Origin of the sequence: Actinomadura decatromicini (assembly GCF_008121305.1) — a bacterium.
GTDB classification, from domain to species: domain Bacteria; phylum Actinomycetota; class Actinomycetes; order Streptosporangiales; family Streptosporangiaceae; genus Spirillospora; species Spirillospora syzygii.
The window spans coordinates 585,718-602,205 of record NZ_VSRQ01000003.1; the positions used below are offsets into that span (position 1 = coordinate 585,718).

Annotated in this window: 13 protein-coding genes; 3 read left to right on the top strand and 10 right to left on the bottom strand. The window is 73.4% G+C overall.

Annotated features, from left to right (window positions below; all coding sequences use genetic code 11):
* The 6 genes from FXF68_RS16425 to FXF68_RS16450 all read right to left on the bottom strand — a co-directional run bounded on the left by FXF68_RS16425 (position 1) and on the right by FXF68_RS16450 (position 6,986).
* On the bottom strand, positions 1-1,122 hold the full coding sequence (locus tag FXF68_RS16425; protein WP_246178738.1) for a glycoside hydrolase family 26 protein: 1,122 nt from the start codon (positions 1,120-1,122) through the stop codon (positions 1-3).
* 71 nt (positions 1,123-1,193) lie between these two features.
* On the bottom strand, positions 1,194-2,078 hold the full coding sequence (rsmA, locus tag FXF68_RS16430) for a 16S rRNA (adenine(1518)-N(6)/adenine(1519)-N(6))-dimethyltransferase RsmA (RefSeq protein ID WP_148760027.1): 885 nt from the start codon (positions 2,076-2,078) through the stop codon (positions 1,194-1,196).
* Between the two features lie 16 nt (positions 2,079-2,094).
* Entirely contained in the window at positions 2,095-2,901 is an 807-nt protein-coding gene (locus FXF68_RS16435) for a transglycosylase family protein (RefSeq protein ID WP_246178739.1), read from the bottom strand.
* 162 nt (positions 2,902-3,063) lie between these two features.
* Positions 3,064-3,888, bottom strand: coding sequence for a TatD family hydrolase (locus FXF68_RS16440; protein WP_148760029.1), 825 nt, complete (start codon positions 3,886-3,888; stop codon positions 3,064-3,066).
* Positions 3,885-5,687, bottom strand: coding sequence for a methionine--tRNA ligase (gene metG / locus FXF68_RS16445; protein WP_148760031.1), 1,803 nt, complete (start codon positions 5,685-5,687; stop codon positions 3,885-3,887). Before metG ends, FXF68_RS16440 begins: the two co-directional genes overlap by 4 nt.
* A gap of 57 nt (positions 5,688-5,744) precedes the next feature.
* Positions 5,745-6,986, bottom strand: a complete 1,242-nt coding sequence (locus FXF68_RS16450) for an MFS transporter (RefSeq protein ID WP_222869959.1) — start codon at positions 6,984-6,986, stop codon at positions 5,745-5,747.
* Between the two features lie 118 nt (positions 6,987-7,104).
* On the opposite strand from FXF68_RS16450, the gene FXF68_RS16455 reads away from it, so the two are divergent.
* Together FXF68_RS16455 and FXF68_RS16460 are read left to right on the top strand one after the other, a co-directional pair.
* Positions 7,105-8,019 carry a LysR family transcriptional regulator gene (locus FXF68_RS16455; protein ID WP_148760035.1) on the top strand — a complete coding sequence of 305 codons (915 nt, stop codon included), beginning with the start codon at positions 7,105-7,107 and terminating at the stop codon, positions 8,017-8,019.
* 86 nt (positions 8,020-8,105) lie between these two features.
* Positions 8,106-9,728 (top strand): ArnT family glycosyltransferase, encoded by a 1,623-nt coding sequence (locus tag FXF68_RS16460; protein WP_148760037.1) that lies wholly within the window; start codon positions 8,106-8,108, stop codon positions 9,726-9,728.
* Positions 9,729-9,752: 24 nt separating this feature from the next.
* On the opposite strand, the gene FXF68_RS16465 is transcribed toward FXF68_RS16460, so the two are convergent.
* On the bottom strand, positions 9,753-11,615 hold the full coding sequence (locus FXF68_RS16465; RefSeq protein WP_148760039.1) for a hypothetical protein: 1,863 nt from the start codon (positions 11,613-11,615) through the stop codon (positions 9,753-9,755).
* Positions 11,616-11,718: 103 nt separating this feature from the next.
* On the bottom strand, positions 11,719-13,053 hold the full coding sequence (locus FXF68_RS16470; RefSeq protein WP_246178740.1) for a glycosyltransferase family 2 protein: 1,335 nt from the start codon (positions 13,051-13,053) through the stop codon (positions 11,719-11,721).
* Positions 13,054-13,399: 346 nt separating this feature from the next.
* Between FXF68_RS16470 and FXF68_RS16475 the strand changes: the two genes are divergently transcribed.
* Entirely contained in the window at positions 13,400-15,076 is a 1,677-nt protein-coding gene (locus tag FXF68_RS16475) for a glycosyltransferase family protein (protein ID WP_246178741.1), read from the top strand.
* A gap of 90 nt (positions 15,077-15,166) precedes the next feature.
* On the opposite strand, the gene FXF68_RS16480 is transcribed toward FXF68_RS16475, so the two are convergent.
* Both FXF68_RS16480 and rsmI read right to left on the bottom strand, forming a co-directional pair.
* On the bottom strand, positions 15,167-15,469 hold the full coding sequence (locus FXF68_RS16480; protein ID WP_148760041.1) for a hypothetical protein: 303 nt from the start codon (positions 15,467-15,469) through the stop codon (positions 15,167-15,169).
* 114 nt (positions 15,470-15,583) lie between these two features.
* The gene (rsmI, locus tag FXF68_RS16485; protein ID WP_425458601.1) at positions 15,584-16,429 is read right to left on the bottom strand and encodes a 16S rRNA (cytidine(1402)-2'-O)-methyltransferase; all 846 of its coding nucleotides are present in this window, start codon (positions 16,427-16,429) and stop codon (positions 15,584-15,586) included.
* Between the last annotated feature and the right edge of the window lie 59 nt (positions 16,430-16,488).

Genomic DNA, 16,488 nt, shown 5'->3' on the forward strand with positions numbered 1-16,488 from the left:
TCAGCCGCCGCTGGTCACCGGAAGGTTGCGCGGGTTGAAGTAGGGCGTGGTCGCGAGCCCGCGCAGCGCCGAGACGGCGTGCTTGTCGCCGGTCACCGCGAGCGCCCGCCGCTTGTCCTTCGCGTTCGCCGCCAGCTCGTTCGAGTTGAAGTAGACGACGGCCTTGACCTGCGGGTCCTGGAGGGTCTTGGACGCCTCCCGGAGCCACTCGGCGCGGCGCTCCCCGTAGGCCGCGGGCACCCCGAACTCGGCGATCATGATGGGCTTGTGCCGGTCGCGGGACCACTGCAGGAACAGCTTCAGCTCCTCCGACAGCTCGCGGTACTCGGAGTCGCCGCGCGGCGGGACGTCCGCGCAGATCCAGTCGACCTGGTCGTCGCCCGGGTAGTAGGAGCCCGCGTGCCCGCCGCCGAAGCCGCGGGCGGTGGGGCACCACACCCAGGCGACGTTGTCGACGCCCTGCTGCTGGAAGATCGTCCTCAGGTGCTTCCAGGCGGCGACGAAGTCTTCGGCGGAGTGGACGCGCTTGCGCGCCGCCGCCGTGTCCATGTCCCGCGACCAGCGCAGGAACACCGGCTTGCCGAGCGCCTTGATCGCGCGGGCGCGGCGCTGCACGAGGTCGTCGTACTCGCCCCGGACGATCTTCTTCGTGTCGGCGCCCGCCCAGGTCAGCAGCAGGTAGCGGTTGCCGTCGACGGCGGACCGGTCCAGTCCGGCGGGGAAGTCGGCCGTCCAGGAGCGGTAGCTCTGCACGATGTCGAGCCGGCGGCCGAGCTCGCGCTCGAAGCCCGCGACCGGCCCCATGCCCGGCTTCCCGGCGTCCTTGCCGGGCGTCTCCGACCCGGACGGCGCGCCCGACGCCGAACCCGGCCCCGACGCCGAACCCGAGGGTGGGCCGGACGCCTTCCCGCCGCGCTCCGGCGGCACCCAGGCCCCGAAGTACGCCCCGTCCTTCGGCGGGACGGGCGCCACCCCGGCCCGCGCCGTCGTCGTGATCCTGGGCGCGGCGCCCGCGCCGCCCCCGCAGCCCGCCGCCACCGTCGCGACCACCGCCGCGGTGGCGAGGAGCGCCGTCCCCACGATCGGCAACCTCGCCCGCGCCGTCCGCGAACGCGCCTTCACATCGACCTCCGGTCGTCCTGGTGTGAGTTGATCTCCCCCGGGCAGGCGGCAGCCCGCACCCCGTGCACGCCTCAGGGGAGTGGGAGCCGATCTCCCCCGCGTGTTGGACGACGATACTCGGCAATTCTGGCGAAGGCGGCCACGTCCAGCGCTTCGCCCCTGGCCCTGGGGTCGACTCCGGCGGCGCGCACGGCCTCCTCCGCCGCCGCCGGGGACCCGGCCCAGCCCGCGAGCGCCGCCCGCAGCGTCTTGCGGCGCTGCGCGAACGCGGCGTCCACCACGGCGAACACCTCCGCGCGGGACGCCTTCGTCGGCGGCGGCTCGCGGCGGGTGAACGCCACGAGCCCCGAGTCGACGTTCGGCGCGGGCCAGAACACGGCCCGGCCGACCGCGCCGGCGCGGCGCGCCTCCCCGTACCAGGCGAGCTTCACCGACGGCACGCCGTAGATCCGGCCGCCGGGGCTCGCCACCATCCGGTCGGCGACCTCCGCCTGGACCATGACGAGCGCCGTCCGCAGCGACGGCAGTACGGCCAGCAGGTGCAGGACGACCGGCACCGCCACGTTGTACGGCAGGTTCGCGACGAGCGCCGTGGGCTCCGGGCCCGGCACGCCGTCGACGCGCATCGCGTCGGCGTGCACGACCTCCAGGCGTCCGGCGAGGTCCGGGGCCCGCGCGGCGACCGTGCCGGGCAGCTCGGCGGCGAGCGCCGCGTCGATCTCCACGGCCACGACCCGGCGCGCCTCCGGCAGCAGCGCCAGCGTCAGCGACCCGAGCCCCGGCCCCACCTCGACCACGACGTCGCCGGGATCGAGGCTCGCCGCCCGGACGATCCGCCGCACCGTGTTCGCGTCGATGACGAAGTTCTGCCCGAGCGTCTTCGTCGGCCTGATGCCGAGCCGCGCCGCGAGCTCCCGCACGTCGGCGGGGCCGAGCAGCCCTCGTGTCTCCCCCACGCCCCGATTGTCCCAGCTAGGAGAACAGGTTGCTCCCGCAGTTCGGCCACTGGCCCTGCCAGCGGCCGTTGACCTTGTTGTAAAGCATCTGGGCCCGGTACGTCTGCTCCGCCGCGGGCGCGTCCGACGGCTTGCCCTTGCCGCCGACCGACGCCCACGAGGCCAGCGAGAACTGGTACAGCCCGTAGTACCCGGCCGGGTTCACGGCCTTCGGGTTGTTGTGGGACTCGCACCGGGCCAGGGCCGTCCAGTTCAGCCGGGCCGCCGAGCCGGACCCCGCCGACTTCGGCCCGACCGCGAGGACCCGCGTGACGGGCTTGCTCTTCACCTTCTTCGTGATGACCTTCTTGACCTTCTTGCCCTTCCGCCGGACGTACGCCCACTGCACGATCAGCACGCCCGGACGTCCCTCCCGCAGCACCTTCTCGCTCCACGGCGGGACGGACGAGCTGTTCTTGCGGACGGTCTTCTGCGGCACCTTCACCACTTCGAGCTTCGGCGCCGACAGCAGCCGCAGCACGTAGACGACGTCGCCGGGCGGCTGGTCGGCGAGCGGCTTGACGAGGTCGTGCGGGCCGAGCGCGACCCGCGCCTGGTCGAGCACCTGCCGGACGGTCGTCCCGGTGGTCATCGCCTCGGTGCGCTTGCCGTCCACGACGATGACGACCTTGCGCGGCGCGGGGCTCGTGCGGGGCGCGTCCGCGGCGGCGGCCTTCTGCGGCCCGGTCGAGCCGCCGCCTCCTCCGCAACCGGCCGCGAGCAGCGCTGCCACGAGCACGACGGCGGAGGGCGCGGACGTTCGGCGCGCGAGATGGCGAGGCACGGGGGGTTCCTCCAGGGGGCCGGGCTCGGGGGGCGCCCGCTCAAAGGCCAGACATTAAGGCCACCCGTCGTGCCTCCGCCACCGCATCGCCCACATCCGCCGCCCCCGCCGCGGGTGACACCGGCCTTACCAGGGGCCTTGCCGACGCCCTCACCAGGGGTCTTACCAGGGGCCGAAGGCGCGCTCCCCGTTCGCGGCGATCGCCGTGCACAACTCCGCCACGTCCACGCCCTTGACCTCGGCCATCGCGCGGACGGTGTGCGGGATCAGGTACGAGGCGTTCGGCTTGCCCCGGTGCGGGATCGGCGTCAGGAACGGCGCGTCCGTCTCGACCAGGAGGAGGTCGAGGGGCGCGACGCGCAGCGCGTCCCGGAGCGGCTCGGCGTTCTTGAACGTGACGTTGCCCGCGAAGCTCATCAGGTAGCCGTGCTCGGCGCACGTCTCCGCCATCCGGGCGTCGCCCGAGTAGCAGTGGAACACGACCGTTTCGGGCGCGCCCTCCTCGTCCAGGACGCGGAGGACGTCGTCGTGGGCGTCCCGGTCGTGGATGACGAGGGCCTTGCCGGTCCGCTTGGCGATCTCGATATGGGCGCGGAACGCGCGGTGCTGGTCGTCCTTCGGCGCCCAGTCGCGGTAGTAGTCGAGGCCCGTCTCGCCGATCGCGCGGACCTTCGGGTGCGCGGCCAGCAGCGCGACGTCGTTCAGCACGGCGTCGGAGATCGCGGTCGTCTCGTTCGGGTGGATCGCGACCGCCGCGTACACGTCGTCGAACTCGGCGGCCGCGTCCACCGCGAAGCGCGACGACGGCAGGTCGCAGCCGATCGTCACGATCCGCGTGACGCCCGCCGCCTTCGCGGACTTGAGCTGCTCGTCCACCGGCGTCTCGACGATGTCGAGATGGCAGTGGCTGTCGAAGACGTCGACGGGCAGGCGCTCTGGAAGCGGCGGATAGGACCTGGATGCCTGCCCGTCGGCGTCTCGGCTCACGTGTTCTCCAGCCGGGCGAGCTCCTCGTCCACCACGGACGAGTCGAGCTTCTTGAACAGCGGGACGGGCTTGTCCAGCGGCACGCCCGGCTTGATCGGCACGGACTCCCAGCGCGCCTCGGTCGCGTAGTCGCCGGTGAGGATGCGGTAGTCCGGACCGCCCTCCTCGGAGACCGTCTTGAGTTCGGGCATGCCGCTCCACACGCCCTCGCCGCCGAGCATCTCGTACACCTTCTGCGACGAGCGCGGCAGGAACGGCGTCAGCAGCGTCTTCGCGTCGTCGACGACCTGCAGCGCGGTGTGCAGGATCGACTTCACGCGGGCCGGGTCGTCCTTGAGCTTCCAGGGCGCCTGGTCGGACAGGTACTTGTTGGCGTCGCGGACGACGTCCAGCGCCTCGGTGATCGAGTTCTTGAACCGGGACCGTTCGAGCTCGGCGCCCACCGCCGGGAACGCGCGGCGGCTGCGCTCCAGCAGCGCCCGGTCGGCGTCGGTGAGGTCGCCCGCCTCCGGGATCGCGCCGAAGTTCTTCGCGGCCAGGTTCACCGACCGGTTGACGAGGTTGCCCCACGCGGCGACCAGCTCGTCGTTGTTGCGCCGGACGAACTCCGACCAGGTGAAGTCGGTGTCCTGGTTCTCGGGACCGGCGACCGCGATGTAGTAGCGCAGGGCGTCCACGTCGTAGCGGGCGAGGAAGTCCTGCACGTAGATGACGACCTGGCGGGACGAGGAGAACTTCCTGCCCTCCATCGTCAGGAACTCCGACGACACGACCTCGCTCGGGACGTTCAGCGCGCCGAGCGAGCCGGGCGTCCCGCCCTTGTCGCCCTGGCCGCTGTAGCCGAGCAGCATCGCGGGCCAGATCTCGGCGTGGAAGACGATGTTGTCCTTGCCCATGAAGTAGTAGGACAGGGCGTCCGGGTCCTGCCACCAGGCGCGCCACGCCTCCGGGTCGCCCTGCCTGCGGGCCCACTCGACCGACGCCGAGAAGTAGCCGATCACCGCGTCGAACCACACGTACAGCTTCTTGGCCGGGTTGTCGCGCCAGCCGTCCAGCGGGATCGGCACGCCCCAGTCGAGGTCGCGGCTGATCGCGCGGGGCTGCATGTCGTCGAGCAGGTTCAGCGCGAACTTGAGCACGTTCGGCCGCCAGGCGAGCGCGCCGTTCTGCTTGCCGCGCAGGTACCGGCCGAGGACCTCGGTGAACGCGGGCAGGTCGAGCATGAAGTGCTCGGTCTCGACGAACTTCGGCGTCTCGCCGTTGATCCGCGACACGGGGTTGATCAGGTCGACCGGGTCGAGCTGGTTGCCGCAGTTGTCGCACTGGTCGCCGCGCGCGCCGTCGTACCCGCAGATCGGGCAGGTGCCCTCGATGTAGCGGTCGGGGAGCGTCCGGCCGGTGGACGGCGAGATCGCGCCCATCGTCTTCTGCGGGAAGATGTAGCCGTTGTCGTACAGGCCCTTGAAGATCTCCTGGACGACCGCGTAGTGGTTCAGCGTCGTCGTCCGGGTGAACAGGTCGTAGGACATGCCGAGGCCGTGCAGGTCTTCGGCGATCACGCGGTTGTACCGGTCGGCCAGCTCGCGGGCGGTGACGCCCTCCTTGTCGGCCTGCACCTGGATCGGGGTGCCGTGCTCGTCGGTGCCGCTGACCATCAGGACCTGGTTGCCCGCCATCCGCTGGTAGCGGCTGAACATGTCGGCGGGCAGCGCGAATCCGGAGACGTGCCCGATGTGACGGGGCCCGTTGGCGTACGGCCAGGCGGGCGCGGTCAAGATGTGACGGCTTGACGAGGACATGCAATCAAGGGTAGTCGCGCGGCGCGGCCCCCGGCACCGGATAAGGCCGCGACGCGATCAACGCCCGTCCGCGCTCGTCCGCGATTCCGGGACGCTCGCCGCGCGCATGCTCCCCTGCTCCTCGGGCCGCGCGGGCTCCGCCGCCCGAACGACCTGGACGGCGGCGGCCGCCGCCAGGAGCCCGGCGACCCACATGACCGAGACGGTGCCGAGGCCGTCGGCCGCGCGTCCGCCCAGCAGGGCTCCGAGCGCGATCGCGGCGTTGAAGACGGCGACGAGCAGGCCCGAGGCCGCCTCCTGGGCGTGCGGGGCCGCCGCGAGCAGCCAGTTCTGCACCGTCACCGAAACGCCGCCGTAGGCGAGGCCCCACAGCATCAGCAGGGCCGCGCCGCCGCCGAGCGACCGTCCCAGCAGCGGGACGAGCAGCACCGTCACGGCCAGCGCCGTCCCGAGCACGAGCAGGGTGGCGCGGGGCGAGCGGACGGCCCGGGCGCCGCTCGCGAAGTTCCCGGCGACGCCCGCGACGCCGTAGCCGAGGAGCAGGACGCCGATCTGCCCCGCGTCCGCGCCGGACACGTCCTCCAGCACGGGACGGACGTAGGTGTACGCGGCGAAATGCCCGGTGACCAGCAGCGCGGTGGCGATCAGGCCCGCGCGGACGCGCGGTTCGGCGGCGAGCCCGGCCATGCCCCGCAGGTTCGTGGAGCGTTCCACCGGCAGCGGCGGCAGCAGCACCGCCATGGCCGCCGCGAGGACGACGGCGAACCCGCCGGCCGCCGCGAACGCCGCCCGCCAGCCCGCGGCCTCGCCGAGCAGCGTCCCGGCGGGCACGCCCAGCACCGACGCGATCGCGACGCCGCTGAACGCGACCGCGATCGCCGTCCCCCTGGAGCGTTCGGGGACGAGCCTGGCCGCGAGCGACGCCGCCAGCGCCCACACCCCGCCCATGCCCGCGCCGACGAGGACCCGCCCGGCCATCAGCGCGACGGCGTTCGGCGACCACGCCGCGACGGCGTTGCCGAGGGCGAGCGTCAGCAGCAGCGCCACCACGACCGGCCGCCGGTCCGCCCGGCGCAGGGCGGGGACGATCAGCGGCGCGGCCACGGCGGCGACGAGGCCCGTGACCGTCAGCGCCAGTCCGGCGACGCCCTCGCTGACGCCGAGCGTCCGCCCGATCGGGGTGAGGAGGCCCACGGGGAGCATCTCGGACGTGACGACGGTGAACGTGGCGGCGGCGACGGCGCCGACCGCCGCCCACGCGGCGAGGCCGCCGCCGTCCGGGGAGGTCGCGTTTCTCATGGCCGGATCACTCATGCCCCGAGTCAACGGCGGCCGGGTCGCCGGAACAACGCCGGGCCGCTCACGGCTGCATTAGTGACGCTCATCGATAGGCACACTGATCGATCACGGAGGCGGGATGCCCGGTCTGGAACTGCGCGAACTCGAATGCTTCCTCGTCCTGGCCGAGGAACTGCACTTCGGGCGCACCGGTGAGCGGCTGTACGTCTCGCAGGGCAGGGTCAGCCAGTTGCTCCGGTCGCTGGAGGCCCGCGTCGGGGCCCGGCTGGTGGAGCGGACGAGCCGCCGCGTCCGGCTCACGCCGCTCGGGGAGGCGTTCCAGCGGAGCCTGCGCCCGGCCTACGACGGGCTGCGCCAGGCGGTGGACGACGCCCGCCTCGCCGCGCGCGGCGTCGAGGGCACGCTGCGGCTGGGCTTCCAGTGCACGGCGAACGACCAGGTGACCGAGGCCGTCTCCCGGTTCCAGGAGCGGCACCCGACCTGTGACGTCGAGCTGGCCGAGGTGCCGCTGCACGACCCGTTCGGAGCGCTGCGGGACGGCGGACTCGACGCGGCGATCGTCCTCGGCCCCGTCCTGGAGGACGACCTGGTCGTCGGCGCGACCTTCTCGCGGGAGCCGCAGACGGTCGCGCTGTCGGTGCGGCATCCGCTGGCCGCGCGGGAGTCGCTGGCGGCGGAGGAGCTGGCCGGGTGCGCGCTGGTCCGGGTGGGCGGCCCGGCCCCGGCCTACTGGCGGGAGAGCTTCTCCCCGTCGGTCACGCCCGGGGGCCGTCCGATCGGGGCCGGGCCGCTGGTCGGCACCCTCCAGGAGGGCCTCGCGCTGGCGGCGGCCGGACGGGCGCTCATGCTGCTGTGCCGGGCCACCGCCCGGGACCACGACCGGGGGGCCGTCACGTACGTGCCGGTGACCGGCCTGCCCGACTCCACGCTGGCGCTCGTCTGGCGCCGCGACCACGAGAACGCCCGGGTCCGCGCCTTCGCGGCAGGGCTGGCGGAGGTAGCGCGCCGGGCGGTGCGCGCTCGCGCGGAGTAACCTGTCCGGCGTCGCGGGGAGCGGAGAGCGGCGCGGTCGCCACGGTCGGCGGCCGCGCGAAGGCAGCGGAGGCGGGGAGCCCAGGCATGGCCCAGACCACGTCCGACCAGGCGGTCGCCGGCGCGCCGGAGACCGGCGCCGGGCCGGGGCCGGCGCGCCGCCCGCTCGGCGCGGTCCTCGGCGCGGTGCCCGGCCGGGTCCGGCGGACGCGGCGCGTGGTGTGGCTGTCCCTGCTCGTCGCGGTGGCGGCGGTGACCGCGCAGTTCGTGCTGATGACGCCGCCGCTGTACTTCGACTCCTACTACGTGTGGCTCGCCGCCCGCGACTGGCCCGACGTCCCGCTCACGCAGTGGCCGTTCGACGAGGTCCCGCACCAGGTCACCCGCATCGGGCTGGTGCTTCCGGCGCGGCTCGTCCAGGAGATCCTCGGCGACGGCCAGGCCGCCTACTTCACCATCGCCGCGCTCGGCGGGTGCGCGTTCTTCGTCGGGACGTACCTCGTCGTCCGGTCGCTGTTCGGCGACGTCGCGGGCCTGCTGTCGGCGGGCGTCCTGATCGTCCACCCGTTCTTCACCATGACGAACCCGTTCGGCCACGAGATCACCTGGTCGACCGGCGTGATGCTGCCGGACATGCCGGGCGCCGGGCTGTTCGCGATCGGCATGGCGGGCCTCGTCGTCGCGAGCCGCCGGACCGGGCGGGCGCAGACCCGCATGCTGCTCGCCGCCGGAACGTTCCTCGGCGCGTCGTTCCTCGTCCGGGAGTTCCTGGCGTTCCTGTTCCTGCCCATCCCGGTCTACCTGGCGCTGCTGCGCGTCCCGTGGCGGCGCAACGTCACGGTCGGCGCGCCGATGCTCGCGATCCTGCTCGCCAGCTTCGTGCACAACCAGCTCGTGTGGGGCAGCCCGCTCGCCGGGCTGATGTCTGCCGCCGAGCACGGCGGGCAGTCCCGCGACTACGTGACCCGCGAGCTCGCCGCCCGCTCGTTCCTGCGCGCCATGCACGACTGGAACCCGCTCGGCCTCGTTTTCACCGCCGCGCTCGGGCTGACGATCGCCGGCTGGGCCGTCACCCGCGACCGGCGGCTCGCGCTCGTCCTCGTGTGGTTCCTCGCGCTCGCCGTGCCGCTGACGCTGTTCTCCGGCGTCCTCGACCCGAACGACATCTCGCTGCGGGCCTGGCTCCAGCGGTACTGGTTCGCGGTGCTGCCCGCGCTGCTCGCGGGCGGGTTCGGGTCGCTGACCCTGATGGTGCGGATGCTGCCGTCCCGGCTGCGGCTTCGGACGCTGGTCGTCCCGGTGGTGGCGGTCGCGCTCGGCGCGACGTACGTGACGGCGGCCGTCCGGGCCGTCCCCGACCTGCCGCGCGACACCGCGTGGCGGCAGTTCCGCGGCTACCTCGCCGGGCACCGCGACATCACGCTGATCTGCGCGGACCGGCGCCTCGCGCAGACCCTCACCTTCTACACGCGGGACGTGTGGGGCGACCCGGTCTGGCGCGGCGAGATCCGCGACTTCCCGCACTACCTCGGGCAGGTGCCGCGCGACGCGACCGAGGGCCCGATGCTCTACACGCGCTGGCGGGGCATGGAGTCGCAGATCGGCGGCGGCTGGCGGCCGTCCCCCGCGCAGGGGTGGCGGCTGATGTGGCGGTCGTCGGACGGCGTCCTGCAACTCTGGAACCCGCCGCCGCTGCCGCCCGAGGACTAGAACCGCCCGAGGACCAGACCCGCGCTAGGAGCGGGTCCAGGCGACCCAGTCGCCCTCGATGGTGCGGCGGCTGTCGACGACCTGCCAGCCGGGCGGCGCGCCCGCGGGCCACGACCTCTCCGCCGGGACGTCCTTCGGCCAGGCCAGCACCACGAGGTCGACGTTCCGGGGCGGCGGCGTCCAGCGGGCGTCGAACACGCTGCCGTCGCTCCACCAGGCCCAGTAGTAGTGGGACAGCCGGATCGTCCACGGGACGTTCCAGTCGACCGCGATGGACCGCTGCGCCCTCAGGTCGACGCTCTCCCGGATGTCGGTGTGCGCGGTCTCGTCCCGCACCAGCGGACGCGCGATCCGCTCCGTCGCGGTGACGCTCATCCCGACCGCGACCACGGCCAGCACCGCCGCGAGCAGCAGCGGGCCGCGCCGCCGCAGCCGGACCGCCGCGACCGCGACGGCGAGCAGCAGGAGGCCCGTCAGCGTCGCGTGCCACAGGCGGAAGGACGTCCAGTCCCACGTGAGGAAGGACGTCTCGGGGAAGTCGTAGCCCGTGTAGGTGTACTGGGTGAGCAGGTCGCCCGCGTACCACTGGACGACGCACGCCGCCCCGACCGTCAGCGCCGCCGCCGCGGCGGCCGCCGCCGGGACCCGCCACGCGCCGCGCAGCAGCACCGCGACGCCCACGGCGAACAGCACGGGCGTGATGGTGGCGAGGTAGCGGCCGTAGACGTAGTTGCCGACGCGGTACTCGACGGGCAGCGCGGCCGACGTGGCGAGCGCGATGGCCGCGACGATCCCGACGATCGTGAGGGCGAGCGCGCGGGTCCGTCCGGCCGAGCACGCCAGCGCCCCGCCCGGCCGGACGACGGCGTACGCCACCGCGACCAGCCCGACCGCCGCGACGCCGCCGGTGGCGACCGACTGGTACCAGACCTGGCCGGTGCCGAGCGACAGCGTCCACGCCCAGCCCCGCGCGTCGGTGAGCCGCTGGACGACGTTGCCGCTGAGGTCGTTGTCGCCCGCCGGGTACATGTGCGGCAGCAGCGAGGCGTTCAGCAGCATCCCGGCCGCCGTGCCCGCGGCGGCGGCGAGCAGGGCGAGCGCCCCGGCGCGCCAGGACCGCCACCGGCACGCCACCGCCGTCGCGACCAGCGCGCCGTGCGCGACGAGCAGCACCGCCCCGCGCGAATGGCAGGCGTAGGCGTACGCGACGAGCAGCGAGGCCCCCGCCCCGGCCAGATGCACCCGAACCGCCGCACCCTGCCCCTTGTGGAGGGACGGCGCCCCACGCCCCCCGGAAACACCCTCAGGGGCCGGAGCCGTCAGCCAGCGGTGGACGAGCAGCAGCCACCCCACCAGGACCACCGGCAGGATCGCGTCGGTCAGCACGAACTCGGAGTAGAACAGCACGCACGGCAGCGCGACCGTGACGTGCGCGAAGACGTACGCCCAGCGCTTGCGGACCTGGAACAGGCGCAGCAGTTGGAAGGCGAGCGGCAGCATCGCCGCGCTGATCAGCGCGTTGACGACCAGCGCGAACCGGTACACCGACACGGGGTCGTCGCTGAGCCAGAACGCCGGGGTCAGCAGGAGCGGGTAGCCGCCCCGGTAGACCGTTCCGTAGGACATGTCCGCGTCGGGGCCGCCGGTCAGGACGCGGGCCGCGAACAGGTAGCCGGACTCGTCCGGCGTCGCGACCGGGACCGTCTGCCCCGACCCGAGCCACAGCCGGACGGCGACCTGCGCCGCCCAGCCGAGCATGAACAGCCACGCCCAGCGGCGGCCGCCGGAGCGGCGGCGTGCGGCGGCGTCCCGGCCCGGAGACGCGACCGGCGGGCGCGCGACGCCCAGTGGCGGGGTGTCGGAACCCGCCGGGATGCGCGTGCTCATCGGCGTGCGGCTCCCCGGGCGCGGGCGTGCTGGGAACGGTGATCCATTGCCGGTCAAGACTGTCACAGTGCCGCCGGACGGGGGGCCGGGGGCGCGCCGGTGGTCAGTCCTCCGACGTGCCGTCCTCGCCGTCGCGCTCGGCCGCCGCCGCGTCCACGTTCCCCGCGGCGACCTTCCCGGCGCCCTTCCCGGCGTCGTCCTTGGCGCTCTGCTCGGCGTCGTCCTCGGCGGCCTTGCGGGCGGCGGCGTCCACCACGCCCGCGGCCTCCTCGGCCGGGTCGGTGAGCGGCGGGTGCTGGCGGCGGCGGATGCCGAGGATGCTGACGAACAGCGAGGCGAAGATGGCCTGGAGGCTCATCACCAGCGCGGTCGCGGCCGGGACGACGATGCGCAGCGAGTGCCGCGGGTCGAGTTCGCCGAAGCTGTTGACCCGCCAGTGCAGCAGCGACGCGACGAGCCCGCCGAGGCCCGCGACGGCGAGCAGCCCGCCGAGCAGCAGCCCGCGCTCCAGGCTCCACCAGTCGATGACCTTCTGGACCCGGCGGTCGTGCGGGAGGAACCCCTCCTGCATCGCGTACACCTTGGTGAGCAAGGCGAACAGCACCGCCTGGAAGCCGATGACCAGCGCGGCTCCCGCCCCGACCAGCGTGTCGACGTCGAACGCGATCTCCCCGACCGTGACCGGTCCGGTGGACAGTGCGATCCCCGCGAGCAGTCCGAGCGTCATGAATACAAGGCCCGGGATGAGGAACAGCCACCGGGGGCTGAAGAGCATGAGGAAGCGGAGATGACGCCAACCGTCACGCCAGGTGTTGAGATGCGGGGGGCGCGACCGCCCGTCCGGGGAGAGGGTGGTCGGCACCTCGCGGATGTCGTAGCCGTGCAGGGTCGCCTTGACGACCATCTCGCTGGCGAACTCCATGCCGCCGGTCTGCAGGCCGAGGCGGAGGATCGCGTCGCGGTCGAAGGCGCGCAGCCCGCAGTGGAAGTCGCCGATCTTGCTGCCGAAGAACAGCCGGCCGACGAAGCTCAGCACCGGGTTGCCGAGGTAGCGGTGCAGCGGCGGCATGGCGCCGTCGGCGATGCCGCCCTTGAACCGGTTGCCCATGACGAGGTCGGCGCCGTCGCGCAGCTCGTCCAGGAACGGGCCGAGCGTGGTGAAGTCGTAGGAGTCGTCGGCGTCGCCCATCGCGACGTACCGGCCGCGCGCGGCGCGGATGCCGCCCATCAGCGCGTTGCCGTACCCCTTGTCGACGACCGGGACGACGCGCGCCCCCGCGTCCCGGGCGAGCTGCTGGCTGCCGTCGGTGCTGCCGTTGTCGGCGATGACGACCTCGCCGTCGATGCCCTTGTCCTCGAAGAAGCCGATCGTCTTGCGGACGCACGTCGCGACCGTCTCGGCCTCGTTCAGGCACGGCATCACTACGGAGAGTTCCACGCGATCTCCTTCGTTACCCCTCGTGACCGTCTGCGGGGCTGTCCGTTTGTCTCGGTTCTTCCGCGCGGCGGCCCGTCATCGTTCATGATGCCTGCCGGGGACGGGTAATGATGGTCGCTCTCGTCAAGAGCACCCGTATCGTGTTGCGCAGTTGCAACCGAAAGGCACTCACCGCCACGGTCGCGGGCGGCAGGCTAGGACGTCAAGCATACGGGCACGGCGGCCCGGAAGGGGTGGGTCTGCTGTGACGCTGGCCGGAGAACGCGAACCGCGCTGCGAAGGGGACCTCGGGGGCGGCGGGGCCGCCGGGCCGGGGGCCCGGCGCGGAAGGGGAGGTACGGCAGTGGTGGGCGATGCTGCGGCCGCGCACGACACGCCCGGCGGGACGGCCACCGCCCCGGATCCGGACGAGGTCTTTACCGACAGGCCGGAAATCGATACGAAGACACATCCGAAAAAGGACGAGACGACGGAAGACTCGTCCGCGGACGGCGCCGGGGCGGAGGAGTCCGCCGGTTCGCGGCGCGGCCGACGCGGCCGCGGCCTGTGGGCGCTCGCCCGCCGCCACCCCGCGTTCAGTGTGATCATCGCCACAGCCGCGCTCATCCGCGTGGTCGCGATGCTCGGCTACCAGCCGGTGATGTTCTTCAACGACAGCTTCGACTACCTCCACGTCGCGACCGACCCGTACCCGCACCCGCTGCGGCCGGACGGCTACGCCTTCCTGCTGTGGTTCCTGAAGCCGTTCCACAGCTTCGCGCTGGTCGCGGGCCTCCAGCACCTCATGGGCCTCGGCATGGGCGTGATGATCTACGCGCTGCTGCGCCGCCGGTTCCGGCTGCCCGGCTGGGGCGCCGCGCTCGCCGCCGCGCCCGTCCTGCTGGACGCCTACCAGCTCCAGCTGGAGCACCTCGTCCTCTCCGACACGATGTTCACGTTCCTCGTGATGAGCGCGGTCACGCTGCTGCTGTGGCGGGACCGGCCGTCCTGGAAGATCGCGGCGGCGGTCGGGCTGCTCGTCGGGATGGCGTGGCTGACCCGCTCGGTCGGGATGCCGGTGCTGGTCGGCGTGCTCGTCTACATGCTGATCCGGCGCAGCGGCTGGCGGCTGCTCGCGGTCACGATGGCGGCGTGCATGCTGCCCGTCATCGGCTACATGGGCTGGTACAAGGCCGAGAGCGGCAAGTTCGCGCTCACCGAGAGCAACGGGATCTTCCTGTACGCGCGGGTCTACAAGTTCGCCGACTGCCACCAGATGAAGGACCTGCCGGTCAGCGAGTACCCGCTGTGCACCGAGCCGGAGAACCGGCTGAAGACGTCCCAGTTCGGCATCTGGAGCGTCCAGTCGCCGCTGAACCGCTACACCGGGACGCGGTTCAGCCCCGACAACAACGCCCTCGCCAGCGACTACGCCAAGCGCGCGATCATCGCGCAGCCGCTCGACTACCTGGGCGTGGTCGCGCACGACTTCCTCCGCGTCTTCCGCTGGGACCGGACGGTCTTCCCCGACCCGGCGACGTACGCGCAGTACGAGTTCCGCACGACGAGCAGGCCGCTGCCCGACTGGCACATGGACGGCAACTCCATCGCGTCGGCCGAGGCCAGGGCGTACGAGCGCGGCGACGCCCGCACCCGCGTCGTCGAGCCGTTCGCCGGGGTCGCCCGCGGCTACCAGGACGTGTTCTACCTGCGCGGGTCGATGCTCGGCGTCGTCCTGCTGATCGGGCTCGCCGGGCTCGCCGGGATGTGGCGGCGGTTCGGCGGCGAGGCGCTGCTGCCCTGGACGCTCGCGACCGGGCTGCTGCTCGCGCCCGCCGCGACCGCCGAGTTCGACTACCGGTACGTGCTGCCCGCCGTCCCGCTCGCGGCGCTCGCGGCGGGGATCGCGTTCAGACCCGCGTCGCGCGCGACGTTCAAGGGCTGGACGCGCCGCCTCCGCCGGCGCGGCGACGATCCGGAGCGGGCGGAGGCCCCCGCCCCGGAGAGCCCCGCGCCGCGCGACACGGCGGAGGTCCCGGCCTAGCGGCTCGCCGACCGGCGGTCCGCCTCGCGGGCCGCCCGCGGGCGGCCCGCGAGGCGCCTCACCCGCTTCGCCCGCCGGTCACCCCGCCGGTCACCAGGCGTGCATGCGGCGGAGGTGGTACACCATCGCCACGTCTCCGTTGCCGTTCGCCTTCGGCACCTCGCTCTGCCTGCGCCTGCTCGCCGACCGCGCCTTGACGTTCTGGCTCTGGCACTTCGGGCAGGACCGGTCCATCCAGGGCGTGGTGCAGGGCTGGCCGCCGAACTCGTAGATGACGGCCTCGTTGCCGTGCCCGTCCCCGCAGTGCCGGACCTCCAGCTCCTCGTCCCAGGTAGTCGTGCAGTTCAGGCACTCGAAGACCCAGGATTCGTGGCTCGACCATGTGTCGCGCACGGCTGTCACCCCCTCCCGATGAAGTCCACCCACTACCCATGATGCGTCTCGCCGAGGCGCACCGATGCCTCTTATTCCCCGAAAGAACCGGTCAGACCGTTCTGATGCCGGTGACTATTTCCTGGCCTTGAGGACCGCTTCGTAGACCACCCGTTTCGGGGCGCCGTTCTCCTTCGCGACCTCGGAGATCGCCTGCTTGCGGGGCGTTCCGGCGTCCTCCCTGGCGGCGACGGCAGCGGCCAGGTCGGCGGGGTCGGTGAGGCCCGGCCGCTCGGGCGCGCCGCCGACGACGACGGTGATCTCGCCGAGCACGCCGTCCGCGGCCCAGGCGGCCAGTTCGGCGAGCGTGCCGCGGCGGATCTCCTCGTAGGTCTTGGTCAGCTCCCGGCAGACGGCGGCGGGACGGTCCGCGCCGAACGCGTCCGCCATCGCGGCGAGGGTGTCGTCCAGGCGGCGCGGGGACTCGAAGAACACCATCGTGCGGGGCTCGTCCGCGAGCGCGCCGAGCCGCCGGGCCCGCTCCCCCGGCTTGCGCGGCGGGAACCCCTCGAAGCAGAACCGGTCGGTGGGCAGGCCGGACGCGACCAGCGCGGTCGTGACGGCGGACGGCCCGGGCAGCACCGTCACCGGCACGCCCTCCGCGACCGCCGCCTGGACGAGCCGGTACCCCGGGTCGGACACGCCGGGCATGCCCGCGTCGGTGATCACGAGGACGTCCCGGCCGGCGAGCAGCTCGGCGACCAGCCCGGCGGTCCGCGTCCGCTCGTTCGCGTCGTGGTAGGACACGACCTTCCCGGCGAGCGGCACGCCGAGGTCGGCGGCGAGCCGGCGGAGCCGCCGGGTGTCCTCGGCCGCGATCACCGGGGCGGCGGCGAGCGCGTCCCGGAGCCGGACGGACGCGTCGTCGGCCCGTCCGATCGGCGCGGCGGCGAGCAAGAGGGTCCCCATCACGGGCCCCATTGTTCCAGCGCCCTCACCTGGGAAAGGCCGCCAAGTCCCGAAGGAGGGGGGAAATGCAA

Bases quoted from the DNA above. Each gene is read 5' to 3' on its own strand.
- metG (WP_148760031.1), bottom strand. From the start codon at position 5,687: ATGTCCTCGTCAAGCCGTCACATCTTGACCGCGCCCGCCTGGCCGTAC.
- FXF68_RS16450 (WP_222869959.1), bottom strand. From the start codon at position 6,986: ATGAGAAACGCGACCTCCCCGGACGGCGGCGGCCTCGCCGCGTGGGCG.
- FXF68_RS16455 (WP_148760035.1), top strand. From the start codon at position 7,105: ATGCCCGGTCTGGAACTGCGCGAACTCGAATGCTTCCTCGTCCTGGCC.
- FXF68_RS16460 (WP_148760037.1), top strand. From the start codon at position 8,106: ATGGCCCAGACCACGTCCGACCAGGCGGTCGCCGGCGCGCCGGAGACC.
- FXF68_RS16465 (WP_148760039.1), bottom strand. From the start codon at position 11,615: ATGAGCACGCGCATCCCGGCGGGTTCCGACACCCCGCCACTGGGCGTC.
- rsmI (WP_425458601.1), bottom strand. From the start codon at position 16,429: ATGGGGCCCGTGATGGGGACCCTCTTGCTCGCCGCCGCGCCGATCGGA.